This window comes from Micromonospora sp. CNZ297 (genome assembly GCF_007827625.1).
Map to the genome: position 1 here is coordinate 1 of NZ_VISU01000034.1, position 26,330 is coordinate 26,330.

A 26,330-nucleotide genomic window follows, 5' to 3' on the forward strand; every position below is an offset into this window, starting at 1 on the left:
ACACCCGCCAGACGCAACCAGCCGAGCCACCTATCGCCACCCCTGCGCCAGCCGGCAGCAGGTAACCACCGCTCCATCAAAGCGGGGGGAACTCACCCCGTCGTACCAGCGTTTCCATGCCGCGTGCTGGGCGTCGAGGACGGTCACGCGTCGGCTCTGCTCGGCGATCTGGTGGTCGAGGCTGGCCAGCTTCTGCTGAAGGCCGCCGACCTGGTTGGCCGCAGCGGCGGCGTGGGTGTGCAGGCTGCGTTGTGCGGTGAGGCGTCGGGTACGTGACGGGCCGCGGTGCCACCAGCGAGGTTGCAACCGTTGCGCGCGCATCAAGGTGTGGCGGTGGGTGGCGTCGGCGTCGGCGAGCAGCTGCGTGAGGTCGTGGCGGTGGTGTTCGGCGTCGGTGAGGGCGCGGTAGGTGGTGCGCAGCTCGTCGGCAACGTAGGCAGGTGCGGTGCCGTCGATGTTGCGTTGCGCGGTGATGAGGCGGGTGAGTTCGTCGTCGGGTGCGGTGGTGAGCTTGCCGGCGAGGGTGGCGGCGCCGAGAACGAGTCGGGCCCGGTGCCAGGCGTTCCAGCGGGTGATGTCGCTGATGCGGGGTTCGGGTCCGATGGGGTGGTCGCTGGTGAGCTGGTAGGTGTCGCGGTAGGCGGCGATGACCTCGGCACGGGTGAGCCATTGTTGGTGGCCGGTGTCGTCGGTGGGGATGTCGCCGAGGGCGAGGCTCCAGGCGGGCCGGGTCTGTGCGGCGAGGTGCGCGAGTGCTTCGGCGCGGCGGTCGCAGATGGCGGCGACCTGGCGTAGCGCATCACCGATGTCGCCGGTGAGGTCGGCCGGGAGGCGGTCGGTGTGGGTGCGCCAGTGCTCTGGGCGTTCGGCGACGGCAGGGTCAGCGGCGGCTCGTTGCACGAGGCGGTCGACGCGCCAGCTGAGGACGGCGACGATGTCGTCTGCGGTGTCGAGTTCGCGTATGCGGATGACGCGGCGGAGGACATCGCGGGGTTCGTGCCCGGCGGCGGCATAGGTGGTGAGTCGGCTAATGAGCGCCGGTAGGGCGAGGTCGTGGGCGAGCCGGTCGGCGAGGGCGGGGCTGCTGAGTTGGCGGACGATGGCGAGGTATTCGGGGATGCGGGCGCGGGCGGCGAGGTCGTCGTAGATGGGCGTCCAGGTGTGCAGAGCGTCGGCGTCGGCCCAGAGCTGCTGTTCGGTTTCGGTGGCGGAGCGCTCGGGTGCGCCGCGGCGCATGATGTCGGCGAGCACGGCGACGCGGGCGGTGGGTGGCGCCGGTGGGGTGCCTTCGCGGGGGTCGTCGTCGGTGACGACGTACGCCTCGTTGAGCGTTCGGCCGCGGGTGAGCATGACGTAGACGCGGGCGAGTGAGGTGTTGTCGTCGATGAGCGCGCGGGCGGTGTGGACGGTCTGTCCTTGGACCGAGTCGACGGTTTGGGCGTACGCGAGGTGGGTGTGCTTGGCGGTGTAGGCGGCGGGCAGGATGGCGGCTGTGCCGGTGGTGATGTTGGTGACGTGGAGTTGCCCGTCGCTGGTGATGGCGTTGATGCGCCACTGGTCGCGGTTGGTGACGTAGTCGGGGCCGGCGGCGATGCGCCGGTCGTTGCGGCGGGTGACGATGGTGTCGCCCACGCCGGCCAGGTTGCCGTCCCGTAGATGGACGGCGCGGCCGGGCTGCACGTGGCCCGCGGCGATGAGCAGGTTGCGTGCGCGGTGGGCGATGTCGCTGGCCTCTTCGAGGGTGTCGACGAGCATCATGCTGCGGCGGCTAGCGGTGATGTCGGCGAGCCACCGGGTGAGCATCTGGTCGACGAGGTGGCGGCGGTGTCCGCCGACGAGGCGGCCGTGCCGGTCGTACTCGTCGAGGACGTTGGGGTCGCCGTGGCGGAGCCGTAGTGAGGCGGGGCCTTCCCAGTCGTGGGTGAAGCGGTGCACGTGCGACAGGGAGGTGGTGACGCCGAGCGTGGCGAGGTAGCGGAGCAGCCCACCGGGTCCGACGGCGGATGTCTGATTGGGATCGCCGACGAGGATGAGCTTGCCGCGTACCTGGTCGAGCTGGGCGGTGATGCGGGCCAGATCGTGGCTGGAGACCTGGGATGCCTCGTCGACGATGACCCATTGCCCGGGGGCGAACGCCCAGTGGTGGGCTCGGGTGCCGGGCGGGGGCCGATGTTGAGCGTGCAGCCACCGCGCGACGTTCTCGGTGCGCAGGGTGTTCCCGTCGGGTTGGCGGGTGGCGTCAGCGAGCAAGTTGGCGGCGGCCTGACCGACGGTGAGACCCAGAACCGGTATGCCTGCGGCGTGGGCTGCGGCGACGACGGCCCGCTGAAGGTGTGTCTTGCCGGTGCCGGCGGGACCGATGACGCCGGTGATGCGCCGGTCGTCGCCGATGAGGAACCGCAGCACCTCGGCTTTCTCGCCGGACAGGTCCAACTGCTCGACGGCGGCGTTGACGACCTCGGCGGGGACTGGCCGCGCGCCGCGCCGACGGGCGTAGGCGATGACTTGGTGCTCGGCGGCGAGGACGGCGTGGGTGGTCAGGTGCAGATCTCGGTGGCGGGTGTATTCGCTGTGCAGGTCGCTGGCACGTTGCAGGCTCGGTCCCCACTGCACGAGCGCGGGGGGAGTCAGGACGCGGAGGCCCCCAGCCCCTTCGGTGACGGCGCGCGCGGCGAGGCGCTGCACGCGTTGCCAGTCCGCGGCGGGCGAGTGCCCGGGTGTGATGTCGAGGACCTGACCGATGGCGAGTTCGAGGTGATCGCGGCCGAAGACGGCGCGCTGACGGCTGAGCGTGTGCACGGCACGGGCGACCGCCAACCGCTCGTCGGCGCGAACGGCGGCGTCGATGACGCGCGGGCGGTGCGCGCGGGCGACGCGAAGCTGGGCGGCGGCGTCCCGTAGCGTGGCCTCGTCCAGGGCGGCGGGGTCGGCTGCGAGACGGCGGGCCCGGCGCAGCACCCGCAGCGCGATGGCGGCGGTGTCATCGTGCGCGTGACCGGCGAGAAGACGTTGGATCTGCCCGCTGGTGTCGAGGCCCATCTTGCGGTCTTCGGCGAGCCAGCGGCGCACGGCCTCGTGGGTCGACTCGGCGCCTTTGTGAGGGCGGCGGGTGCGCAGGGTGGCGTCCTGGGCGCGAGTGCGCCACTGTCGCGGTGCCATCCGCTGAAGCGGGGACGCGCCGCGGTGGATGTTCTCTGTGATGGCGGCGCGACGTTTGGCGTAGTGGCGCAGGGAGTCGTCGCTGATGCCGACGATCTCACGGATGCCGCTGTCAGGGCGTGGGGCGAAGGTGATGCCGCGGCGCTGGCGTAGCTCAGCTTCGATCGCGCGTTCGTAGGCGACGCGGGCGCCGATCGCGGCGCGGTAGAGGGCCCGGCCGTCGAGGGCGAGCCACTGGGGTTTCGCGTCGTGGCTGTGGGCTTGAACTTTGGCGGAGACCACGATGTGCGCGTGGAGTTGGGGGTCACGTTCACGGCTGAGGCGGTGGTCGAAGACCATGGCCGCCAGGCCGGCGGTGTCGAGTTGGCGGACGCCCCCGGCGCCGGCGCGGGCATAGGCGCCGTGCCGTTGCAGGTGGTCGAGCACGACCCGCACCCCGGCATGGTGGGCGGCCATGACGTCGCGTTTGACGTCGTCGTCGCCGAAGGCCCACAGCAACGACACGGACTTGACCGGAGACACGGTGACGTCGAATGCGGACACTGCGCGGCGCTCCGGGGCGGTCATCGCGTCGTACCACGCCTTGTCCCGCTGTTCGACCGTGGCGTCGTCGGGCAGGAGTGACAGCGCTCGCTGTGCGGCTGCGGCCCGGTACGCGTCTGTCTGCGGCGCGTAGGTGCGCCATCGCTGTCCGAGCTGGTAGCCGGCGCGGGGATGGCGTCCCTGGCCGACGAGGAAGCGCATCTGGCTCTCGGTGACCCAGCCGCTCATTCCGAGGACCGCGGCACCGTCGCCCGCCCACCAGCCGGGGCTCTCACCTCGTGCCGTCGGATCCATGTAGTACGGGGCCGGGCCCCCGGTGGTCGGGGAGCGCATGTCGTGTCGGCCGGCCGCGACTTGCTCCATCAGATAGCGATATCCGCTGCCGGGCGAGATTCGCGTGATGGACAACATGGGAAAACCGTAGAAGATCAACTAGAAGTGGGTGGCGGAGAATGCAAGAGGGTGTGTCGCCTTTAACGGAGCAAGAATCATGAGGGCGAACGTTCGTGCAGGTGGAAGGCTATGTGGCTGGTTCGAGTGAAGGTCTGAGGTGATTCCTGAAATTGCGGCCAGGACCGAACGAGTAGGCAAGATGGCGGGCTCGGGATGTGTTGGTGGGATCGGACAGTCGCTACGGTCGGGATATGGCGAGTCGAACGGGGAATGATGCGGTCCGTGCGCTTCGGGCGCGGCAGGAGGTCGAGCGGCGTGCCGTGCGGGCTGTCGAGCAGTCTGCGTCGGCACTTGCGGATGCTGCCGAGCGGCGGCGCGAGTTGCTGGCAAAGGTAGACGGGGAGGTGCGGGACGCTACGGCGGCACACGACCTGTCGGTGGTGGTCCTCGCGACGATTCTCCGTGACGACGGATTGGCCGCTGAGTTGGCCGGTGTGGACGTGAGCAGGGTCCGGGCGCTGCGGCGGATGGTGGACGGTAAGGCGGTGCGCGAGCGCATCGCGCAGTTGGGGACGGTGGTGCCGCGCCGTCGTGGCCGGCCGCCTGCGCCGGAGGTCGTGTCGCGCGAGGGCGTGATGGGTGATGCCGAGTCAGCCGCCGGCCTGGTGGACGGCGGCTGACCCGCAGATGCGCTGTGGGACGTGGGGTGAGAGTCGGGAGCGGCAGCCGGCGGCGGCGTGCTCGATGCGCGCCGACGACGTCCCGGGTGTGCCGCCCGGCCGCTGCGCGCGGCCGGGCGGGCGTGGGGTCAGGGCTGCTGGCCGAGCAGGCGCCCGGGGTCGCCGGTGGTGGTCCATCCGGCGCAGTCGCTGAACAGCCGGTGCGCGCTGTGGGCGAGCGTGATCGGGTACAGGTTGGGGCGCTGCACGTAGTGCTTGCCGTGCTGCCAGAGGTCGAGCAGCATCGCGGCCAGTCGCAGGGTGGCGCGCATTCGTCCGGGGTTGCAGTCCTCGCAGTGGTGCCGGCGGGCGTACTTGATGAGGGCGACGGTTGCGGCGCGCAGTTGTACAGCGGTGGTGAGGTCGTGGACCGGCTCGGTGGGCCACGCGGGGCGGTGGTCGCACAAGTCGAGGTGGCTGATGACGTGCGCCATGCGGCGGCGGGCGTCTTCAAGCATGGCCAGGACTTGACCGGCGCGGCGGACGGCGGGCGTTGCCGCCGGGATCAATGCCGTGGGTGCCGTGAGGGCAGACATAGGGGCTCCTCGTGATGGCGTTCGTGTGGGGCGGTGTTCGCCGTTCCGCCCGGATGGCGCGCGTGGTGCGAGGGGGAGGGGCGGCCCGGGTGGGGTGACCCGGGCCGCGCCGGGGGCGTTAGCGGTAGCGGCGGCGTGAGGTGGCTGCCTTGGTGGCGGTGGTTGCGGTGGTGTGGTGCCACACCTGGACGGCTGTGCCGTGGCGCTTGGCGTCGTACATGGCAGCATCGGCCCGAGTGAGCAGGTCGGAGGCCGTACGGGTGCCGTGGTCGGCTATCGCGAGGCCAACGCTTGCGCGGCAGTTGACGGACTCACCGAAGATCGCAAGCGTGCTGCGGTCGAGGGCATCGGCGGCGGCGGTGGCGTTCTCGCGGCTGGTGCGTTCGCCGTCGTCGGTGATGATCAAGAACTCATCGCCGCTCATTCGGCCGATGTAGGCGGCGGATAGGTCGAGTGCGGTGAGGGTGTCCGCGACGTGGATGAGCAGGCTGTCGCCTGCGGCGTGCCCGTGTTGGTCGTTGATCGCTTTGAAGTCGTTGAGGTCGAGCAGGGCGACGCTGACGGGCCGGGCGCGGTCGGCCAGGAGCGCGTTCAGGTGGCGTAGGAGCGCGCGGCGGTTGGGCAGGCCGGTCAGCGGGTCGTGGTCGGCCTCGTGGCGGGCGGTGGCGAGGGCGGTGCGAAGTCGTCGGTTTTGTACCAGGAGTGCGACGAGGTTGGCGGTGGTGATTGCGAGCAGGATCGTTTGCCACGCCGTTTGCATTCGGGTGCTCCCTGGGGTTGGGGTTTGTGTGGTGCGCGGTGGGGGTTCGCCGTCCCTCCGAGCAATCATTACTATACCTAATTCGATGGTGTCGGTCTATCCAATTCGGCCGGCACGGTCAAGAGACCTCAGTGACTTTGATGTGCCGGCGGCTACGTCGATCACGCCCTTATTTGTCGAGGTGTTGCCATTGACAGGTGACAGGGGAGCCGGCGAGGCCGGCTCCCCTGTGACGTCTCTACGGCTGGTGTCTCTTGCGGGCGTCGCCGAGCACGTGAACCTGATCGGTCAGGATGAGCGGGGCGTCGGCCGGTCCCTTGATGTGAGGGCGGACGTAGGTTCGGCGGCGCAGTGCGCGGCCGGGGCCGTAGGGCTGCTGCCGGAAGAACCCGGCGACCCACCATCGGCGGGTGTAGACGCGCGTGGTCGTGCCGTCGGGGCTGTCCTGGCGGGCCTGCTGCTTGCGTCGCAACCGCACCAGCCGCACCGTTGGCGCGGGTCGATTGGCGCGCTGGTACGCCTTGCGCGTCGCCTTGTCGGCTGGTTCCTCGGTGATCTCGGCATCGGGCTGCGTCGACAGGATCCACGTGGCGATCAGGGAGCACAGCATCAGGCGCGTCTGTTCGCTGCTGGGTGCGTACGGCTGACCGAAGCGCAGTCCAGCGCCGCTACTGACTGGGGCAAGCCAGCCGATGCGCTCGCGCAGCCCCTGCAATTCCAACTCGGTGGGCTGCTGACCCTGTAGGAGGGTTTCGGCGGGGGTGTAGAAGGTGATCCAAACGCCACCGGGGATCGGTCCCCACTGTGCTGCGACGATTGGCACCGTTAGCCCGGTGTGTGGCTCCACCGGCTGATAAATCGGCGTGTGCCAGACGAGCAGGCCGTCGGATGCCGGCATTTCGACTTGCTCGACGCGCACGTCAGGAAGATCGCGCGCCGCGTGTGCGGCGAGGGCGGTGAAATCGGGGTCGATCCAGAACACGCGTCCGTTTTCCGCGTGGTTTGCCATCAGGGCGGTGTACTGGCGCAGTGCTTCGGGGTTGTGGGCGTCAACGATCGCGGCGGGGGCGTCGACTGGTGCGCCCGGGAACAGGTGTCCGGGGATCTTGTACGTCTCGCCGCTGTCGAGCAGGCGCAGGAGATACGAGCCGCCGGACGTGCGCCAGAAACGCACGAGCCGATCCCGCACCTTTGGCAGCATCTGCGGGCGCAGCGACCGTACCTCGGGGGCGGGAGCGGCGTCCTGCGCGGGAGGGCGACTGCGGTTGTTCGCCCTATAGGGGAGCGGTTGTCGTGCCGGTGTGCTGGGAGTGGCGGCGAAGAGGGCTTGGTGCAGGGGTCGGAAGAAGCTCTGCGCGTCGTCCGACAGGCCACGGCGGCGGGCGCGTTTGACGGCGCGAGCGGTCAGCCCTTCGGGGTCGCGTTGCTCGACCAGGCGCGCGCATCCCTCGCACGCTGCCCAACTGCCGCCGAGGTTGTGCATCGCCATGCCGCTGACGTCGGCTGCGGTCGTCATGGCGATTTCGAGTTTTGCGAAGGTGAACGACGCTACCGGGCGAGGCGCGGAGCAAAAGTCGCAGGTCATTTCAACATGCGTCAGCTGTGCGAGCGGCACCGGGTTGGGTTCGTGGTCGTGGTTGCTGTGGCGGGGATGAAGGAACGTCCGTCCGCCGGCCGGGGTGGTGATCACGGTGAGGGGTACGCCGCACGTCGTGCAGCCGTAGCCCTCGACGATCGGCGGAGTGCCGACGTCGTGGGAGTCCATGTGTCTCCTTTGGGTTGGGGTTTGTGTGGTGTGCGGTGGGGGTTCGCCGTCCCCTCTGAACAATCATTACTATACCTCTTCTGGCGGTGTGGATCTATCCGATTCGGCCTGGATGGTCGAGAAATTGCGATGATCTTGGCGGTGGTTTGCCGGCGGCTACGCCGATCACGCTGCCGTGTACGGACACGGCGCGTCCCCCACTTCCTTTGGCGGTGGGGGGCGAGTTCACTCGGCCCGCGGCGCGCGCAGTGGAGGTCAAGTCCGGGAGCGGGGTTTCGAGGAAAGATCATGCGGGGTGTGCATGATGTTTCCGAGCCGCGCCCGGACTTGACCGGAGCGAGCACGTCGCTAGCCTGTTGCGGCCCCCACCGGTGAAGGGGGTTTGGGCAGTGCGGCCGGAGGCCGCTTCCGGTTTACCCGGCCCGCCAGGGCCGGGCGTCTCGTGAGCGGAAGTACGGTGATCGGTCGGGGTCGGCGGCAGCCCTACGCCGAGGGCTAGCTGAGCAGATCAGGGGTGGGTGGTGTGCCCTGCTCGTCCAGGATGGCCCACAGCGTTTCGCGCCTCCACTTGCGGCGGTAGCGCCCCTTTGGGCCTGCTGTCTGCTCATCGGCGCGCTCCAGCACGCGACTGGGTAGGGCGTTGGCGGTGCTGTAGCCGAGCACTCGGGCGGCTTCCGCTTTGCCCACCAGTTCGTCCGGGTTGCCGGAGCGGTCGGGGTGGCCATGGGGAGTGCCGGCTGGTCGTCCGGTGCGCGTCGCGCCTCCCTTGCCGATGCGGTTTTCCGCGATCTCCCACACGGTGCGACGCTTCCACCGTCTGCGTTTGCGGCCGGATGGGGTCAAGGATTCGTCATCCACCTGTTGCTGCAGCCGCAGCCACACGGGGTTGTTTCCGGCGAGGGCGGTTCGGTCGCGGTAGCCGAGGATGCGGGCCGCCGTCGCGGTGTCGACCAATTCGTCGGGGTCGCCGGATCGGTCGACGCTGTCGCGCGCGCTGCGCCTGGCGTGCTCGCGTGGCAGTTCGTATTTGGCGATGTCGTGGCGGTGCCATGTGCGGCCGTCGGCGGCGCGCTCGGGGAAGCCGTTGCTGTCGCGCTCGCGGTAGAGCCGGTCGAGGTGGCTGACGGAGATGCCGAGCATCGCCGCTGCCTCGACCCGGTTGACGACATCGCGGCCGTGTGGGGAGCGCGTGGACATGGAGTGATGATGCCGTACGCACTGGTGGGCGAGCCGAATGGTCGGCGGATGGCGGCTGAGGACGCTTCTCATGGTCTGCTTCACGGTCGATGGCCGGGGGCTGCCGTACGATGGGCGGCACGCGTCCGGCGTAAGGGTTCGTTGGGGCCTGTGTGGCGTCGGATGCCAGGCGGCCGGGGGGAGTTCGCCAAACTAACCCCCCGGCCTCCGCTGAGCAGTCGCCCCAAGGGCGCTGGGGCGCTGTGGTCACTGGCCCTGCGGTGGGTGGTGCCGGGCATTGGGGAAGGCACCGTCGCGCGGCGCACGCCAGGACCCCGCATTGCGTGTCGCCTCTGGCGATCACCTGCCCGGTCGGCAGCCTGCGCGCCACGTACTCGCGGCGATGGGCGTCCCACCCTCCGACGCAGACGGGCGATGGTTCGGTGATCATGTCCCATCGTTCACCGTCGGTGCCGTTGATGTGGACGTGGAACTCGCGGGTGAGAGTCCACCTGTCGCCGTAGGTGTCGAGCCGGAGGCCGTGGGGATTGTTGTCCCGGAAGAGGCGCCAGCGGCCATCGCGTTCGAGTAGCCGTGCGATATCCCGCTGTCCGTCGAGCGGGGCTTGGCCACGTGGGTGCCGTACTGGTGCGGTGGTCGCGTTTCGGCTGAGCGGCCGGTTTGGCATGGTCGAATCCCGTGGGTTGGTGTGGTGGGCCTCCGGAGGTTCGCCGTCTCCGGAGAGAGTCATTACTATACCTGCATCGGGTGTGTGGGCTGAGCGCGGATTGTGGCGCACGCGGAGCTGGCAGGGCGGGCCGGCTGCGGACCTGATGGGACGCGGACGTGTTCCGGCCCGCCTGGTGGCCGCGGGAGCAACGGTCTGGAGCACGACGGGCTCGGGACAAAATCGGTCTTGGGTGGTGCCGGTCGGGGGCCGGTCGTGGCCCCCGACCGGCAGCGGCTAAGCGGCGAGGTTGTGGGTGGTGTCGGAGTCCGTCTCCGTGTCGGCGTCTGCGGTGTCAGCAGCGGCGACGGTGGTCGCGTTAACGCCGTGGCCCTCGGTCTCTGCCTGCTCGGGTTCGTCCTCCGTGCGGGCAGGCTGCGGGTCGTCTGGCTCCGTGTTTGTGGCTACGGCGACGGCCGTTCGCCGATTCGTGGTGCGGTTGGCGACACCGTCGATGATGAGCTGTTCGACCTTGCCGATCTGGAGGCCGTTGGTGATGCACCACTGCAACCACTTCGCGACGGCCGGGTCCGGGGCACGCCAGGAGGTGCGGGTGATGGCGCTTTCGTTCGCGGCGGCGATGGCGGCCAGTGAGATGACCGTGTAGCGGGCGTCGCTGACGCGGGCGGGGACTCGGCTGGTGCCTGCTCGCTTGGTCTTGCCGGGGGAGAGGAGGTCGTCCAGCATCTTTCGGCCGCCGTTGATCCAGGTGGACAGGATGTAGCCGGAGTCGGCCAGCATTTCTGCGATGAGCTTGTTGGTGCCCTTGGGTGGGGTCTTGGCGGCGAGCAGGTTGGTCAGCCACTCGCGGCGGACGGTGTTCGCGGCTTCCATCAGCTTGTTGTTCTCGATGACGCGCCGCCGCTCGGCCTTTTCCTCTTCGGTCATTGGACCGCTGCGGGTGGTGGTTGTGCTGTAGCTGTACTGGGTGTGCCCGTGCTTGCGCCAGTCGGTGCAGTAGGTGCGTTCGGTGAGGCGGTGGCCGAAATCCAGGTACAGCAGTACGGCGTGGCCGGGGCAGGCGATGTGGTCCTCGGCGGTCATGCGCTGGCCTTCGGCGTCGCGGAGGTCGCTGATCTCCTTGACCTTCGCGTCGTGGTAGCCGGGGTGCTCGGCCAGCAGGGCCACCCCGGCGGCGGTCAGCTCGGCGCGGCGCGCGGCTTCGGCTTCGCGGGCGTTACGGGCGGAGCGAGCCTGTTCGACGGCTCGGGCGAACGCAAACGGTCCGGCGTCTTCGGCTTCCTGCAACAGCGTTTCGATCGTGTCGGGTTCGTCGGTGAACTCGGCGAGGGCGGCAGCCTGGGTGAAATCCAGTCCGAGTGCGTGAGTGCGCTCGGCGGTGTGCTTGCCCAGGGCAGCGACGCAGCGGCCGGCCTTGACCTGCTCGGGGTGGTAGCCGGTCCTGCGCGCGATCTCCTCGTCGCTCATGCCGTCAAGGGCGAGCTGCTGGATGCCTCGGGACACCTGTGCGGCGGTGGGGTCCTTGCGGTGGACCTGCCGCAACATGCTGATGATCTGATCGCGGTTGCCGGCCAGATCGTCCCGGACGATGGCCGGGATGTACTCCTGCTCGGCTTCGACGGCGGACCAGTATCGCTGCTCGCCGTCGATGATCAGGTACGTGTCGTCGCCTAGCGGCGTGACGATGACCGGGGCGAGCAGCCCGCGAACGCCGTCCTCTTGCAGGTTTTCCACGATGCCGGGCAGGGATTGGGCGTCGTCGCGGACGTTGTCGGGGTTGGGCTTGATCTGCTTGATGGGCAGCAGTTCGTAGCCGCCGGGCAGGGCGGGCTTGGCGACGGTGTGCTCGGTGTCGGCTGCCTCCGCCGGGTCGGTGGGGGTGGTCGACAGGTCGGGTAGTCCGTCCGGGTTGGGCTGGTCGGTTTCCGCGCTGGGCTGCGCGCCGGTTGCGGTGATCGTGAGCACCGGTGTGCTCCCTTCGGTTGTGGGTGTGTTGGTTGGCCGGTCAGGCCCGGGTTGCCGTCCGGGCCTGACCGGTGGTTTCGGGGCCGCTGCGTTCAGCGGCGCTGGCGGATCCGTGTCGGGTCGCTGCGGAGTTGCCAATGAACGGAGGAACGTCGCACGGCTGTTAGGCGGCTGTGGCGACGGCGGTGAGGCGGGGGCGGGCGGCTGGTGCGGGCATCGTGCATTCGGTGCAGGTGGTGCTGTTCCAGCGGTGAGGGCTTACGCCGTCGCCGGCTGGGCAGGGGCGGGTTTGCAGGTCGCGGATGTCGGCGGCGTTGAGGCAGGTGGGGCAGAGCCCCCAATTGGCGGTCGAGGGACCGGCGATGGGGGAGTCACATTGGGCGCAGTACAAGCCGGCTTGGCGCAGTGCCTGGCCGATCACGTCGGCGGTGGTGACGGCACGGCGGGCTGTTGCCGCGAGGTTCTTCCATGCGGCAGTGTTCTGGACGCGGCGCCAGTCCTCGGTGTTCAGGGCTGGGTCGTGGAGGCTGCCGGGGTCGTCGGCCTGGGCGCGTAGGTACGCCTCGACTTCCGCGCGGCCGAACAGCGGCCCGGTCCATTGGTAGGTGCGGGCGAGCACGGAGACGAGGTGTCGGGCGTCGGGCTCGGCAAGGTTGCGGGGCAGGGACACGCCGTGGGGCAACCCGATGAACAGGGGCATTGCTTCTCCCAAGGTGCGCAGCGGTGGGTTTGCAGCGCACGGCTGCGGACGGGTTGTAGCCCGGCTGCTGTGGCCGTGCGGTGCGGAAGCGGTAGCCCGCGTCGGCGTGCTCGCTGCGCGCCAACGCGGTCAGCCGTGCGGCCGGGCGCTGGGTCCGGGTGCCGCTGGCAGGTTGCGCCAGCGGCACCCGGAGCTCGGGTCAGAGCGTGGCCGCGATTTCCATCGCCCGGATGCCGACGCCCTCCATCTCGTACGCGGCGTCCGGGTCGGTGAGGGTCTTCGCGGCGCTGGTGACGGCGTGCATGATGCCTCCGGCCGTGCGGTCGCCGCCGTCGATGAAGTGGTTCAGGATGAGCCGCTGCTCGTCCTCGGTGAACCGCAGCCGCTGGGCGACGACCCGGATGGTGTGGTCGGGGTCGGGGACCCGGCGGCCGGCCTTCTCCTCGATCTCTTCGATCTTGCGCTGCACGTAGCGGACGTCGAGGAAGCGGCGCACGGCGTCGCGGGTCTGCTTGCCGATCAGGTTGAGGTTCGCCTGGTGGGTGTCGTTGCTCCACCGGATGGTGCCCTCGTCCATCTTCGCGCCGAGGTGCACCGCTCGCAGGGCGTCTTTGGTGATCGTGAGGCCGTTGTCGCAGACCTGCACGACGATGCGGGGAGTGACAGTGAACGCGCCAGAGCCTGTCTCGCTGTTCGTGAAGACGAGACCGGCGAAGACGGTCGGGTTGTCCGCGCCGGTGGCTCCGGTGAAGGGGCTGCGGTAGTTGCGCAGCAGGTTGCGGGCGAGGCTCTTGATCGCCTCGGAGTGCACCCGGACGACCATCCGGCGCTCGCTCAGGTCGCAATCCAATTTGACGCTCATGCCCGATTCGCGGATGCCGGACAGGACGGCCATCAGGACATCGAGGTTGTCGATGATCTTGTATCCGTCGCTGAGGAAGGCGCGCAGGATTCCGCCGCCGTTACCGTCGGACAGGCACCGCGCGAGGTAGCGCTTGCCCTGGCTGAGGTCGAGCCAGCCGTTGATGTTGGCGTCGTAGAGGTGCAGTGCCTGCGCGCGGGTCTTGCGCAGGTAGCTGGTGGGGATGCCGAGCTTTTCGCCGAGTCCCGCGTCGCCCAGTTCGGTGGGCCGGTAGAGCCCGTCGGAGGGGGTGACACCCGATTCGCTGAGGATGGGTTCCGCGCCGGTGATGCGCAGGTGTCCGGCCTCGGCTCGCAGCATCGCCGTGCCAGCGACGATGTCGAGCTTGTGCGCCTGCTGGAGGTCGAGGATGCGGTGCAGGTCCGGCAGCGTCGCGTGCCGGGTGGCCAGGGGGATGGTGTCGAGCGCGTTGCTCACCGTTAATCCCTTTCGGTTGGGGTGTTGGCTGCGAGGGCGGGGGTTGCCGTCCCCTTCCTCACATATTTAATGATACATGGCGAACCTCGCAGAGTCCACTTGAGACCGTTTCAATTCGCGGGATTCCAGCGTGGTCAGTGTGTGACTGTCGGTAGTTAATAACACATGATCTACTAATGTTTCTCTACGTGCTGAATGGTGAATTAGTCGGCGCAGCCGGTTATGTGATGTGCGTCAGAGAGCCTTCCCGGTGGCCTGATCTTTGATCGACCATGTGTGGCTGTGGGGGTCAAGCCTGGGGTGTGGCTTGACCCCCACAGCCACACATGGTTGGCCCTGTGGGGTCAGGTCGCCGGGAAGGATCGGCGCTGTCTTCCCCTTCCCGGAGCCTGCCTCGCCGGCGAGGCGCCGCGGTTCAGCGGCGGGACGCTGACCCGGCTGGAGGCCATCGACCGAAGGTCGATTCAGCCCAAGCGGCGAGACGGCTGCCGGACCGGGCGGGCTAGCGGGCGTCGAGTGGTGCGAATGGGTCTACATCCGGAAGCAGTCGTCTTGCCTACGGCAAATTCGCTTCAGCGGCTGCATTAGGAGTCACTGGTTGGCAAATCGGGCGGCGTGGCGCTGAGCACCTTCCCGCTCCGGGTGTTGATCCATTCCTGCACGCGTCTGCGCTTCCAGTAACGAGTAGATCCCTGTACTGGTGCGGGTTCTTCGCAGTCGGGCATGGGAAGGTAGCCGTCCTCGCCGCGGTCCCATGCGGCCTTGCTCATTCCGACGTACTTGTCCCACCCGCCCTGCGTGATGGTGAGAATCTCCCGGAACCCGGTGGCGGAGATCAGCTCCTCGGGGTCGCCGTTGAGGTCGACATGATGGACCCGCGCTCGGGAGGATTCCACGATCTGCGGTAGGAGGACATCCCGGACGTGCTCCAGCTCGTCGATGGGAAGCCACGCCTTCTTGTCCTGCTTGACCGACGCGGGCCAGCCTGACCCTTGGGCGCGCTGCTTCGGTGACGTCTTGAGCCGCACCGTCTGTTCGGACCGTCCGGTCAGCTCAGCTGCGCCGGCTATGTCCGTGTGCGGCCGGCCACCAATGTTCCGGATTTCCATGCCTACCCCTGCCTGCATCGGTGGCCAGCGGTTGGAACGGCCGGGGGAACATCGTCCGCGAACGAACGAAGCGGCAACCCCCCGGCCGCGTGATCCAACCAACAGCCCCACCCACAAGCCCACCGCTAAGCGCCGGACGTGTGGCCGAAGCGGTGCAGATGGTAGCAGCCTGACTCTCGGCCGCCTGGGAGATCGGCGGGTTGATGCCGTAGCGACCTGGGAATCAATAGTGGTGATTGTTGAGCGGTGATTCACCATGTAGTCGCCCCGGTCGACGGCCAGGCCCGTGACAGCGCGGATGGTGCCCGTTGATCGCCGTGAAGACGTTGATGCGGTGGTATCAGCGTACGGTCAACGTGCACAGCCAGGTACATCTTGCAGACGGCGGAGGCACGTCCGGGCCTTCAACCGCCCGCTCGCCGGCTAGCGGATTCAGCGAGACCCACAGGAACGGGCGGGCGGCCATCGTGGCGTTCCGTTACCAAGAAGCCGGCATCGACCGGATGGCGTATCCGCTTCTGTCGATGTCAGTGCACCGGCTGTGGCAGAGTGATCCCGGGTTCGTGGCCACGCCGGTGCATCCTGATCGTTAGGACATTTGGCTTGGTTCCGACGTGGTCGAACGGCGGTGGGATCATTGCGGGCTCCCAGCTACCGCAGGCGCCCGGCCAGGTCGAGCACCTCAGACAGCTGCTCGCCGGTCAACCGCCGGGCGTCCCAGGCCAACCGGGCAAGTTCAACGCGGTTGCGGTGCAGACGTGGGTCGGTGGCCGCAGCAACCCCGGCGACGGCGGCCAAGTTGTCGTCAGGGATACCCAGGACGGTGGCGAACGAGGTCACGTACTGCGGCGTCAGCCGCGTACGGCCGGGTCCCAGCATGGCCACCGTAGAGTGCGACACCATCGGGCCGCCGCCGATCAAGTACAACAGCTTCGGGCTGTATGGCCCGATATTGCGGTTCCGCAGTAGCCGCAGCATCACCTCGCCAGGCCCCAGCGCGTACCTGTAGCGCGGCCGCACGGGCGGCCACGCCGGCGGATGCTCGGGTAGCGACCGGACGAACTCGTGTAACCGGCGCAGCGACTGCGGCGCCAACTTGGCCGCTATTTCCAGTACCGTCCCGACATGCCAAGGCCCGGTACCACTGGCAGGCACCAGATCTTGCGGCAGATCGAGCCCAGCGATTACGAACAGATCCGCCGTGTCCAACCCGAGCATCGGCGCCAGCCGCCGCACCAACGAAGGAGCGGCCGCGCCGCCGGTCAGCACAGCGTCGAGTTCCGGCCGCAGGGCACCCGCTGTCGCGGCAACCTCCGGCCACCGATGCGCCAACAACCGCCCCAACGCGGTTCCGCTCCCAGCCTCCACCATCGCGGTCAGCGTATCCACCAACAGGCATCCACAGCATGCACGCATCGATTGAGGGAAACGCCCTGATCTGGCACCCCTCTGTGTCAAGTGATGATCAAGAGGGGTGTTCTAGGCTGGGGTGTGGCGGGTCCGGGAAGTGACTTTTCCGAAGTGTCGATCTCGGGGTTCAGATCGGCCGCGCTGGATTGCAGAGTCGCCCCCGCGTGTCCTCCCGGACCCGTCCTGACCAGCTTGGCGTCGGCGACCATCTGCCGGTAGACGATGTCGGACAGGCGGCGTTTCAGTGCCCGTAGGGCCTCCATCGGGGTCTTGCCCGCGGCCAGTCTGCGCCGGTAGTAGCGGCGGCCTTCGGTGTCACGGCGTAGCTGGACGATGGCCATGATGTGCAGTGCCCGGTTGATGCGCCGGTTCCCGGCTCTGGAGAGACGGTGCCGGTTCTGGTCGCCGGACGAGGCGTCGATCGGTGCGGTGCCGTTCCACGAGGCGAAGTGGGCGCGGCTGGTGAACCGGGCGATGTCTGCGATGTCGCCGAGCAGGCGGGCCGCGCCGGACGGTCCGATGCCGGTCAAATTCATCAGCCGACTTCCGGTGCTGTTGACCAGGTCGGTGAGTTCCTGTTTCGCGGTTTTGATCTTCTTGTCGATGACGACGAGTTCGCCGATCAGCTCGGAGGCGAGCCGCCGGCGGGTCTTGCCGACCACGTCACGCGGGCGCACGCTGCCCAGCAGGGCGCGGGCCTGCTGGGCGGACAGGTCCTTCTTCGCGCCGCCGGGCACCAACTCCAGTAGCAGGTGATGCAGCCGGGAGACCACTTCGGTGCGGGCCCGGCCGAGCTGGTCACGGCGGTCGACGAGCAGCCGTAACGCGACTGTGGTGTCGTCGGTGACGACCTGCCGCAGACCTTCGGTGCGCAGGGCGACCACGGCGACGCTGTGGGCGTCGACGGGGTCGGTCTTGCGGCCCTGGCCGGTGGCGAACACGCGGGCCCGGGCGGACAGCTTCGCGGGGACGTCCACGACGGTCTCGCCGTCGGCGACCAGGCGTTGAGCGACGTGCCGGCCGATGCCGTTGCAGCCCTCGACCGCCCACAGGCGGTCCTTGTGCTTGCGGCCGGCGGCGAGCATCGCCTGGTAGCCGTCGCGGTCGGTGCCGAACCGGCCCTGCCCGAGCGCTTTCTCTCGCGCGTTGATGATTTCGATGGTGGCGGAACGCTTGTGCGGGTCCACGCCGATGATGACCTGGGCCATCGTGTCCTCCCTCGATCCGACGATGGAACGTCGACGGGAGGGCAGCGCTACCTTGAGCTGGGCAGTCCCCTCTTGAGCCTCTCACCGCCGCGGTGACCGGCGGGACGCACGCCAGATGAGAGCCACACCAACCTGCGGTGGGCAGCCGCGATGAGAGCGACCCCACCGGTCACCTCGACCAAGCCTGGCCGGGCTGCGGTCGTACCACCAGTCAACAGGTAGCCGCTGACCGTGCGCCTAGATGTCGGCCAAGGGGTGTTGCGACCTACTCGCCGTTAGCAGTCACTCCGTCGGTTGGTGCCCGCCGTGATCTGTCGCCCCGGGGTGTCGTTCGGTTGGCCACGTGTTGCACCACAGGCATGACCAGCACAGGTTTGCGATGTTGTTAGAACCGCCGTTGAAGCGGGCGAGCCGGTGACCGAGGGAGCCGATGCGTCGACCCACGTGCGCCCACGGTGCCGGCCGCCCGTCGGGGCCCGACGGCCGATGTTCGAGGGCAAGGGAGCCGCAGTGCTCGCAGCGCCCTTCAGCGGCCTGAAGGACGTTCCAGATATCCGCGGCGGTGATCTTGTAGTCCGGTGCCCCGGACATGAGCCTCGTCCGATTCGCTGCGCGTGCCTTCAGCCGACACCATGTCTGGCGTTCCTCTGCTGTGGTGCCCGCAAGGTACTGGGCCCAGGACACGTAGACCAAGGCAGGTGGCGCTCCCCCAGCATCCTCTTCGGGCTTGAGCGATGCGGGATGCGCGCTCGCGAGCAGCTTTCGCGCCTGCTCAGGCGGCAGTTGCGTCGCGAAGCGCACCACCTCATGAAGGGTCGGGGCCTCGCGTATGGGCTCCATGACGACAATTCTGCGCGTCCTCCCGGCCTGCCAGCCAATTGGGTCCGGACTTCGCTGGTGCCGCCAGCGGCGGGCAAATCGATCATCAAGTGCAACGCCCCACATCAGCGATCCGCGCTACGCAGGATCCGGATGCTCAGCTGAGCGCCAAGCTGACGGAATCCCAGCGCCCGCGTCGCGCGGCGCGACGGGTCCGGTCGAGCCCGCCACTGCGGCAGCAGATGGTTCGCCAAACCGTCCGCGACTGCTGCGGAGGCAACGGCACGCGCCAGCCCGCGCCCACGTTGATTCGGCTGAGTAAGGACGCACATGTGGGCCACCAGCCCCGGCCAACGTTGGTAGCCAGCCGCCGCGACAACGTGATTCCCACGGCGCACGACGAACGCGTGGGAGGTGATGTCGGCCAACCCGCATTCGTCGGTGTCGTCCGCCGTGACAGAGAGTTTTCACGCCAGCGAGTTTGCAGCCGTCAGGGTTCGCGCCCTCTTCCGTCGCGGTGCGTGCGTCGGCTCGGACGCCAAACGTCACCCTCAGTTATCACGATCTCGGTTCGACTCGGACAGCGACATTCGTCAAAAGCGATGGCCTGATCGACGGCAGGGTGGCCGGACTCGACACATGGGGTTACGACTGGGTGACGTCGAGGCAGGCCTGCACGTTGCGCATCTTCTTTCCCAGGTTGACCAGGCTGCGGGCGGCGGCCTTGAGGTCCTTGGACGCGGTGCGCATCGCGGCCAGGTTCGCGGCGTCGGCGTCCTGGTTCGCTTTGACCCAGCGGTCGATGGTGCGGGCGATGTGTTCGGCGAGTTCGGCTTCTTTGGTGACCACGCTGCGGAAGTGGCCGGCGGACTCGGTCCAGTTCCACGGGTGGGGCTCGTGACCGACGCCGGCGGTGTCGAGCTGGTAGTTGGTGTACTTCAGCGAGGTGCTGATGCCGTCGAGCATGTCCCGGACCGTCACGACCCGGCCGCTGGTGTCCCTAGCAATCGCCACTGCCACTCCTCAGGTGTCCTGGGGTGGCCCCGCGCGGCGCGGGGGAGGCTGCGCGCGGCCACCGGTTCGGATGACGGTGGCCGCGGGCAGGGTGAAGCGGCACAGGCGCCGCGCGGCCACCGGTTCTGTCAGGTCAGCGGGGCCAGGGTCCGCTCGATCCAGGGCACGCGCATGCCGGCCAGCTCGCGGCGCATCGTTTCGACGTCGGTGCCGAAGGGCACGACGCAGCTGCCGGACATGTTGGGAGCGCCCTGGCAGGCGTGGACCAGCCTGCCACCGAGAGCCGCGTGCGCGAGGATGCTCTCGCGCCGACGCGACTCGTTGAACCAGGTGCCGTGATACAGCTCGTCGAGCACTTCAGCGGTCGCCTTGTCCAGATCGTAAACCACCCGGACGGCGCACAGCATCCAGGCAGGGGAAACGTTGCTGATGTGCCCGTCGAGTTCGACCCGATTGAGCGCCATCAGGGTTCCACACTCGCGCAGCATCAGCAGCGTCCCGTCGGGCACGAGGTCCAGGCCAGGGTCCTGCAGGTGCTCCTCGCGGAACATGTAGGCGTACACGTCGTGCGCGGTCCGCAGCATCTCGGCCGGATCCGTACTGGAGTAGCTGTGCTCCCTGACGAAGTTGAGGACAGACGATCGGCGGAAGAGTGCCACCGGCTGCGGGCAGGAGCAGGGCTGTGCGCCCAGAGAGGACGTCGTTCAGTTGCCGCGCCAACGAACCGGGGAACTAACGCGGGGTATCGGACGAGCCCCTCTGCAAGGAGTTGTCTGGTTCTGACGGTGGATCTGGGAGACCTTCGGCTGGTAGACCACTCGCGGGGGCACGAATTACCGATTCGGCAATGTCGAGCGCGCGGAGCAGGGCTCTTAGCTGCGCCGCCGACAGGGTGCCTGCGTCCAAGCCGCATGTTGATACGAGCGTCTTGAGCTGATTGACCCGTTGATGGTGGGCGGCGGCAAGGCAAGTGGGATGAGTCAGTAGATCGCGTGCGGCGTACCCGTCGCCAGCGGCGTGTTGGATCAGTTCGACGGCGAGCTGCTCGGCGGCTGGGTGATCTTTATCGAGGGCGTCTAGAAGGGTGAGGCCGAGCCGGGTGTGGAAGACGGTGAGTCCGGGCTTGGCGGGTCCGAGGGCGTGGTAGGCGGTCAGCGCCTTGTTCGCCTGGTCGTCTGTGGGGTCGGAGTCTGGCATCAGCAGGAGCAGGCAGGCAGTGACGGCGTCTTCCCATGGTTCGCCCGGTTGGGTGGCGTCTAGCATCGCGCGTGCCTGGCGGTAGCGGCCTGCTGTGGCGTGGGCGATGACGCTGATCTGCCTGCCGTCGAGCATGCGTGCGCCGACGCCGTTGTATTGGGTGAGGCGGTGGCTGGCGTCGTCCCACCGTCCGGCCGTGGCGAGGGCGTGGGCGCCGGTGCCGAGCAGGACGGTCCATAGCCAGGTTCGTGTCTTGGTGTGGGCACCGGGTGCCTCGGTGAGGCGGGCGGCGGGGATGGTGAGGCCGTCGATCAGGGTGTCAGTGCGGGTGTCGATGGCCTGGAACAGGGTTTCCAACAGGGTCCAGGCGGTGGGGCCGTCGCCCGCGCGGATGTGGAGGCGGGCGAGGTTCACGATGGGTTCGAGTGCGTGCTGGGGATCGCTGCCGTGGTCGAGGGCGGCGGTGGCGAGCCGGTGGCACCAGGTGTGGGCCAGGTCGGGCATGTCACAGTCCGAGGCTAGGAGCGCGGCGAGGTTGAACACCGCGGTCGCGGCGGCCACGTCACCGCTGTGGTGGGCGAGGTCGGCACGTTCCTCTAGGTCGGCGATGCGCTGGGGTAGGGATGTGCATACGGGGCGGGGCCGGGCGATCAGCGGGAATCTACGGGTTATGGCGGGGTTCATGAGTCACCGTCGGGGGTGAGGGCGGGGCTGGTGGGCTTGGGTCCAAAGATGATGGTTTTGGCAGCGGTGGCGATGGCCGCTTGGTGTAAGCCGGGAATGCTGCGCCGGTTCCAGGCGAAGATCACGTGGTGGGCGAGGGTTGCGCGGAGGCCGCGCTGCAACTGTCCTGTCTGATTGAGCCGGTTTAGGGTGTCGCCGGCGGCGATGTAAGCCTCGAACCAGCTGCGAGTGGCGGCCAGCGGCGCCCCCTGGTGGGTGAGGCTGGCTGGATCGGCTGTGAGGAGCCGTTTCACCGCGTGCAGCAGGTTGTTGACGAGCGTGGGCTGGGGTGGGTCTCGGTGGTTGGCGACGCGGGCCCAGACGTCGCCTTGTTCGTACCAGTCAAGGCCTGCGGCTCGCATCATGGCCGCGGTGAGCATGATCGACAGCTCGGGCTGCCGCGTGGCTAGGTGGTTGGTGTCGGGGGTGAGTAGCTGTCGGCTGTCGTGATGCCAGAGCTGGTGGGTGGTGTCCATGGCTCTGGTGCCGCCGAAGGCATGGGCCTCGGGCTCGTAGATTCCGGGAACGGCAGCGCTGATATGGCGGTTGTGACGTAGGCGGGTCAGCTGGCTGGTCAAGTAGTGGTCGGCGGTGGTGGAGGCGGGAAGGTAGCGCAACCGCCAGGTGTCTTTCCGGACGTAGAACCAGGTGGTGATGAGCTGGCGGGTTTCGGCGTCGACGAGGATCGGCGCGAGCTGGGCGGTGGCTACTTGGTCTGCGGCGTGGGGGTCGGGGAAGGCGATGGTGGTCTGCCGCCATTTGGGTGGCGTCATGTTCGTTTCCCTTGGGTTCAGGCGAGGGCGAGGAAGGTGTCCCAGCTGGTCGCCGGGCTGCCGGTGACGGCGGTCTGCAGCGCCAGCACGGCACCGGCCGTGCCGTTCAGCAGCTCTGGATCACCTTGGGCTTGGCTGGCGAGCTGGTTGGCGAGTTCGGCCGCCAGGCCGGGCAGCTCGGCGGTGAGCTGACCCGCGCGGTGCGGGTCGGTGCTGGCGGCGGCCAAGCGGCTGGCAGTCTGCAGGAGGCCGGCTTTGCCGTGGCAGAGGCCGATCTCGGGCAGCCGGGCGCGTTGGGCGGCGTCTCGCAGCACGGCGAGCAGCGCGTCTTCTGCCCGTTGCTGGCGGGCCGTATCTCGCAGGGCGAGCCCGGCGAGTTGCTGAGCGCGGGCGATGCCGGGGGTGCCGTAGCACCAGGAGGGCCGGTGCCGCCGTGGGGTGGTGTCGGGGGTGACGTAGCCGGGCCACCATGTTCCGGCCGGGTCGTCTTGGCGGTGGTGGTCGGTCCAGTCGCATAGGGCGGCGAGGGCGTTGCGGGCTGCGGGGGTGTCGTGGCCGTGGAGGATGGCGTGGGCGAGCAGGGCGATGACGGCGCTGATGCCGTGGGCTACGCCGATGTTGCCGTGCCCGTGGGGAAAGTCTGGGTGTGGTGTGCCGCCGAGCCCCGATGGCAGCCACCACGGCGGCTGCGTGGAGCCGTTGTCGAGGGGTTCGGTGATGCGGGCCAGGTAGGTCATCACGTCGCGGCTGATGGGGTGCTCGGGGTGGGCATGCAGGTGGTAGAGCCCGAGCCCGGTCAGGCCGTGGACGAGGTCGAACTCGTACATCGTCAGCGGGTCGCGGCGGTCGATGCGGGCGTGGGCGGCGGCGAGCCGTTGTCTGGTGAGGGTGATCGTGGCGTCGTTGAGGCTGGCGAAGGCGCGGCGGTAGCCGCCGAGAGGGCGGGCGGTGTGCAGCATGAACGCCAGCGCGGGGGCGCCGTGGAAGGGGTCGGAGTTGCGGCCGATGCTGACCGGCTCGCTGCCCGCGGCGCGTATCCAGAGGTGGGCGGTGGCTTCGTCGCCGTGTCCGGAGACGGCCCGCTCGATGTGCAGCAGGGCGATGCCCACCGCGCCTCCGGCCAGCGATTGCGGCCGGGTCCGCCCGTCCGGCGACGAGCCGACGATGGAGGGGCTGGCGAGTCTGACGCAGACCGCCGCGAGCACATCCGAGCGGTTAGCGGTGGTGGTCGGGGCGGTCACGAGGTGCTCCTTGTCGTCCAGCTCAGCGCGGCGGCGCGGGCGAGGTGCAGGCAGGCTCGTTCGCTGTCGAGGTCGGCCCCGGCGACGCGGACGTGGTGCAGGTGCAGCAGGTCGGGCAGCAGCTCGGCCGGCGGGATGGTGCTGACGGCGGGCAGGCGGTCGCGCCAGGCGGCCACGGTGCGGCGGCGTTCGGCCCAGCGGTCCGTCAGGTTCTCGCAGCCGGGCAGGGACGCCACGGCGGTGGGGTCGTACGGGTTGGCGAGGCGAATGGCCTGGTCGTAGACGGCTCGTGGGGGTGCTGGCCGGTGCGGGCGGGTACGGGCTATCAGCCATCGCAGGGCATCGTGTGGGTCGCCGATGACCGCCGTGACGAGGTCGACCATGCTCGCGGCGGTCAACGCCTGCCAGCCCAAGGTGGGACGTCGCGTGGTGACGGCTAGCTGGGCGAGCGCGGCTGCGGAGTCCGCCGCGAACAAGGCTGTCGTCGCGTGGTACGCGGCCAGGCTGCCGAAGCGGCCGGGCTCGCCGAAGTCGGTGTCCCACTGGACTCGCCGGGTCAGGTCGGCGTCGGTCAGTTCCTGCGTCCAGCCGGTGATGGCGTCGATGGGCAGGCCGCTGATACGCAGCCGCAGGTGCGGCTCGGGGTCGGCGTGGCGCAGGAACCACCACCCGCCCGCAGGCGGGAGTTGCCCAACAAGCCGTGGCAGGTGGGCGGTAAGGATGGTGGTCTGTTCCTCGGGCCGGGCGTAGATCTTCAGGTAGTGGTGGTCGCGGCCAGGCAGGCTGCCGTGGGTTCGGACATCGACCAGGGGGCTGGTGAGGCGGGGCGCTGGTGGTCTCGGGGTGGTGGCGGTCAACGGGATGACGATCTCGTGGGGACGCCCGCCGATCCAGGCGTCGCCTTCGGGGATGAGACGCAGTAGGGCGGTGGGGTTGCGGGTCAGGTGGTCGCGTAGCAGCGCCCGGTGAGCGGGCTTGTCCAGGTCGAGGCCGAGGGTCTGGTCGCCGATACCGAGCGAGACGGCGGTAGGGCAGCCTGTGGCCTCGAGCCAGGCGGTGAGCGCTCGGGTCCAGTGCTGCCAGCCGGCATGCCGGTCGGGCAGTTCGGCGGCGCTCAGGTGCCACCGCGCGGGGCTCAAGAGGGTCCGGCCGTACCGCAGCGCGGGCAGGAACGGCAAGCCGTTGGCCGCTGGCCCCCACTCCACGGGTGAGCACGGGGTAGCGAGGGCTACGGGCGCTTCGGCCAGGAAGCGGGCCAGAGGGTGGGCGTGCCGTACCGGCTCGACCGCGTTGACCGCGACCGGCTGCAGCGCCCGCCGGCGAGAGATCGACACCAGGTACAGGCGGTGCGGGTCGGCGGTTACCGCGATGTCGTCCAAGCTGATCGCGGCCTGCGACGGGGCGTGATACTCGCCGACGGGGATCAGATGCGGCAGCACCTGGGGGGCGCGGTTGACGTCCAGGCTGATGGTGTAGCGGGTGACCGCAGACAGCTGGGCCAGCAACGCGCCGGCGCTGGCTGGCGGGCTGTCGACGGCGCAGGAAGCCATCCGGTGCCAGTCGGTCTCGCCGAACATGTCCAGGAACCGGCCCGCGGTGGAGAAGGCTTGCGCTGACACCCGTACGACCGACAGCAGGAAGTTGCCGCCGGCGATGGCCTGGAGGGAGTCGGCGTGGACGCGCACGGTGAGCTCGGCGGTCGGCGGGATCTCGGTCGGAGCCGGGCCGGCCAGCCTGTCCAGGAGGACGTCGTCGAGGTCGACCTCGTGTTCACGGCGCAGGGCGGCACGTTGCGCCAAGGCGAGTAGCCTCCGGTCCCTGTCGGTCAACGCGGCCGAATCATTGGCCGGCTCGCCGGTGAAGCCGTCCGGGTAGCCGAAGCCCACCTGAACATCGATCGCATCCAGAACCGGGACGAGGGCGTGCAGGCCGTACCGGTTCAAGAAACGCGTATGCCAGTCCCGCCACCGAAGCGATGTCGGACGGGCGAGGCGGGTCAGCGCGGCAGCGGCGCGGCACGCCTCGGCCGTCACCGTCGTCGGCACCACGAGGTCGCAGTCCAGCCGCAGATCCACCCCGACCGCCTGCCCGGGCTGGATCACGGCGGCCGCTCTGCCGAGGTCCCGGCGGCGGGCAGCAGCTGTGGCCCCGTCCGGTGCGCGGTCGTGTCGGGCCTTGAGATCGCGAACGCGACGCAGCGGATCAAGTAGCTCGCCCACTTCGCCGCCTTCGGCTGCGGCAGTCTCCAGCTGATCCACGAGATGCGCCAGGGGGTCGGTCTCGGTCGACGGCGGGCGCAGGCTCGTCAACAGCAGACGCTGCGTCACCATCTGCTCGATCAGCCGCTGCGCGCCTTCCTGCGGCGCCCCACATTCGGCCGTCAGCTTGCCGGTGAGGTCGGCCCATCGGATCGGGTCAGCCGCCAGCGCGAGAGCCGTGCGGATCATGTCGGTGGCCTTGATGCGCAGATGCGTGGGCGCGCCCGCGGGGTCGGTCGTGGCGGCGCGGTACTCCAGCACCAGCTTCTCACTGCGCTCGACCAGCAGGTTGTTGGCGCGCACCATTACATGCGGGCGCAGCCGCACGTCGGATTCCAGGCCATCGAGGACGGCGGCCAGCCAGGATGCCTGAAGGCGAGCGAAAGGCCGGTGTGCAGTGCCCCAGCGCATGCGTCCGGTGCGGCTCGCGGTGGCGGGGGCAACGCCCGCGAACAACCCGTACGGTGTGGCACGGGTGGTAGTGCGCAGCAGGTAGCGCATGACCGCGAGCACCACCCGGCGGGCGTCAGCTTGCGACAGGCCGCCGCTGATTGCGGCGGTGACCCGCTCGGCGAGGTCCGGTGACGCGTGGGCCAAGGCTGCCGCGAACCCTGGAATCGTCAACGTCTCGGCAAGCCACGACCGCCAACGGGCCGCCGTGTCGCTGCCGGTCAGGTCAGGCCACGCGCCGAGCTGGCCCGGGCGAAGTACGGCCGCCCGGAGCATCAAGGCATCGTTCACGCTGCGGTACACACCAGCCTCCCCATGGGCGTGATCATCTGTCTGCGGGTGAGGAGTGCCCGACCTTCGAGAGCAGGTCTCCCCGGGCCGGGCA

At 69.1% G+C, this 26,330-nt stretch carries 20 protein-coding genes; 2 read left to right on the forward strand and 18 right to left on the reverse strand.

What is annotated here, in order from left to right; translation table 11 throughout:
* Positions 1 to 30: 30 nt before the first annotated feature.
* Positions 31 to 4,113: a MobF family relaxase gene (gene mobF, locus FB454_RS32090; protein WP_145824129.1), complete on the reverse strand. Its 4,083-nt coding sequence runs from the start codon at positions 4,111 to 4,113 to the stop codon at positions 31 to 33.
* A gap of 233 nt (positions 4,114 to 4,346) precedes the next feature.
* On the opposite strand from mobF, the gene FB454_RS32095 reads away from it, so the two are divergent.
* Positions 4,347 to 4,775, forward strand: coding sequence for a hypothetical protein (locus FB454_RS32095; protein ID WP_145824130.1), 429 nt, complete (start codon positions 4,347 to 4,349; stop codon positions 4,773 to 4,775).
* Between the two features lie 128 nt (positions 4,776 to 4,903).
* Here FB454_RS32095 and FB454_RS32100 read toward each other — a convergent pair whose 3' ends face one another.
* The 8 genes from FB454_RS32100 to FB454_RS32135 all read right to left on the reverse strand — a co-directional run bounded on the left by FB454_RS32100 (position 4,904) and on the right by FB454_RS32135 (position 14,852).
* Positions 4,904 to 5,272 (reverse strand): hypothetical protein, encoded by a 369-nt coding sequence (locus tag FB454_RS32100; protein WP_145824131.1) that lies wholly within the window; start codon positions 5,270 to 5,272, stop codon positions 4,904 to 4,906.
* Between the two features lie 196 nt (positions 5,273 to 5,468).
* Positions 5,469 to 6,110 (reverse strand): GGDEF domain-containing protein, encoded by a 642-nt coding sequence (locus FB454_RS32105; protein ID WP_186461707.1) that lies wholly within the window; start codon positions 6,108 to 6,110, stop codon positions 5,469 to 5,471.
* 238 nt (positions 6,111 to 6,348) lie between these two features.
* The gene (locus FB454_RS32110; RefSeq protein WP_145824133.1) at positions 6,349 to 7,875 is read right to left on the reverse strand and encodes a hypothetical protein; all 1,527 of its coding nucleotides are present in this window, start codon (positions 7,873 to 7,875) and stop codon (positions 6,349 to 6,351) included.
* Between the two features lie 495 nt (positions 7,876 to 8,370).
* On the reverse strand, positions 8,371 to 9,072 hold the full coding sequence (locus tag FB454_RS32115) for a hypothetical protein (protein ID WP_145824134.1): 702 nt from the start codon (positions 9,070 to 9,072) through the stop codon (positions 8,371 to 8,373).
* 943 nt (positions 9,073 to 10,015) lie between these two features.
* Positions 10,016 to 11,704: a ParB/RepB/Spo0J family partition protein gene (locus FB454_RS32120; RefSeq protein WP_145824135.1), complete on the reverse strand. Its 1,689-nt coding sequence runs from the start codon at positions 11,702 to 11,704 to the stop codon at positions 10,016 to 10,018.
* A gap of 163 nt (positions 11,705 to 11,867) precedes the next feature.
* Entirely contained in the window at positions 11,868 to 12,404 is a 537-nt protein-coding gene (locus FB454_RS32125) for a hypothetical protein (protein ID WP_145824136.1), read from the reverse strand.
* Positions 12,405 to 12,603: 199 nt separating this feature from the next.
* Positions 12,604 to 13,743: a DUF932 domain-containing protein gene (locus FB454_RS32130; protein WP_186461708.1), complete on the reverse strand. Its 1,140-nt coding sequence runs from the start codon at positions 13,741 to 13,743 to the stop codon at positions 12,604 to 12,606.
* Positions 13,744 to 14,327: 584 nt separating this feature from the next.
* Positions 14,328 to 14,852, reverse strand: coding sequence for a hypothetical protein (locus tag FB454_RS32135; RefSeq protein ID WP_145824137.1), 525 nt, complete (start codon positions 14,850 to 14,852; stop codon positions 14,328 to 14,330).
* Positions 14,853 to 15,160: 308 nt separating this feature from the next.
* On the opposite strand from FB454_RS32135, the gene FB454_RS32140 reads away from it, so the two are divergent.
* Positions 15,161 to 15,445 (forward strand): hypothetical protein, encoded by a 285-nt coding sequence (locus FB454_RS32140; RefSeq protein WP_145824138.1) that lies wholly within the window; start codon positions 15,161 to 15,163, stop codon positions 15,443 to 15,445.
* A gap of 58 nt (positions 15,446 to 15,503) precedes the next feature.
* On the opposite strand, the gene FB454_RS32145 is transcribed toward FB454_RS32140, so the two are convergent.
* From FB454_RS32145 to FB454_RS32185, 9 genes are all read right to left on the reverse strand, one after another.
* Positions 15,504 to 16,241, reverse strand: a complete 738-nt coding sequence (locus FB454_RS32145) for a hypothetical protein (RefSeq protein WP_145824139.1) — start codon at positions 16,239 to 16,241, stop codon at positions 15,504 to 15,506.
* 65 nt (positions 16,242 to 16,306) lie between these two features.
* Positions 16,307 to 17,470, reverse strand: coding sequence for an IS110 family RNA-guided transposase (locus tag FB454_RS32150; protein ID WP_145824140.1), 1,164 nt, complete (start codon positions 17,468 to 17,470; stop codon positions 16,307 to 16,309).
* Between the two features lie 944 nt (positions 17,471 to 18,414).
* Positions 18,415 to 18,717, reverse strand: coding sequence for a GNAT family N-acetyltransferase (locus FB454_RS32155; RefSeq protein ID WP_145824141.1), 303 nt, complete (start codon positions 18,715 to 18,717; stop codon positions 18,415 to 18,417).
* A 217-nt stretch (positions 18,718 to 18,934) separates the two neighbouring features.
* Positions 18,935 to 19,303 (reverse strand): hypothetical protein, encoded by a 369-nt coding sequence (locus FB454_RS32160; RefSeq protein WP_145824142.1) that lies wholly within the window; start codon positions 19,301 to 19,303, stop codon positions 18,935 to 18,937.
* A 128-nt stretch (positions 19,304 to 19,431) separates the two neighbouring features.
* Positions 19,432 to 19,962: a hypothetical protein gene (locus FB454_RS32165; protein WP_186461709.1), complete on the reverse strand. Its 531-nt coding sequence runs from the start codon at positions 19,960 to 19,962 to the stop codon at positions 19,432 to 19,434.
* Between the two features lie 73 nt (positions 19,963 to 20,035).
* Positions 20,036 to 21,061 (reverse strand): hypothetical protein, encoded by a 1,026-nt coding sequence (locus FB454_RS32170; RefSeq protein WP_145824143.1) that lies wholly within the window; start codon positions 21,059 to 21,061, stop codon positions 20,036 to 20,038.
* A 119-nt stretch (positions 21,062 to 21,180) separates the two neighbouring features.
* Positions 21,181 to 21,996, reverse strand: a complete 816-nt coding sequence (locus FB454_RS32175; RefSeq protein ID WP_145824144.1) for a thiopeptide-type bacteriocin biosynthesis protein — start codon at positions 21,994 to 21,996, stop codon at positions 21,181 to 21,183.
* A gap of 17 nt (positions 21,997 to 22,013) precedes the next feature.
* Positions 22,014 to 23,237, reverse strand: coding sequence for a lanthionine synthetase C family protein (locus FB454_RS32180; RefSeq protein ID WP_222433956.1), 1,224 nt, complete (start codon positions 23,235 to 23,237; stop codon positions 22,014 to 22,016).
* Entirely contained in the window at positions 23,234 to 26,248 is a 3,015-nt protein-coding gene (locus tag FB454_RS32185) for a lantibiotic dehydratase (RefSeq protein WP_091331262.1), read from the reverse strand. The genes FB454_RS32180 and FB454_RS32185 overlap by 4 nt, the downstream gene beginning before the upstream one ends.
* Positions 26,249 to 26,330: the final 82 nt, after the last annotated feature.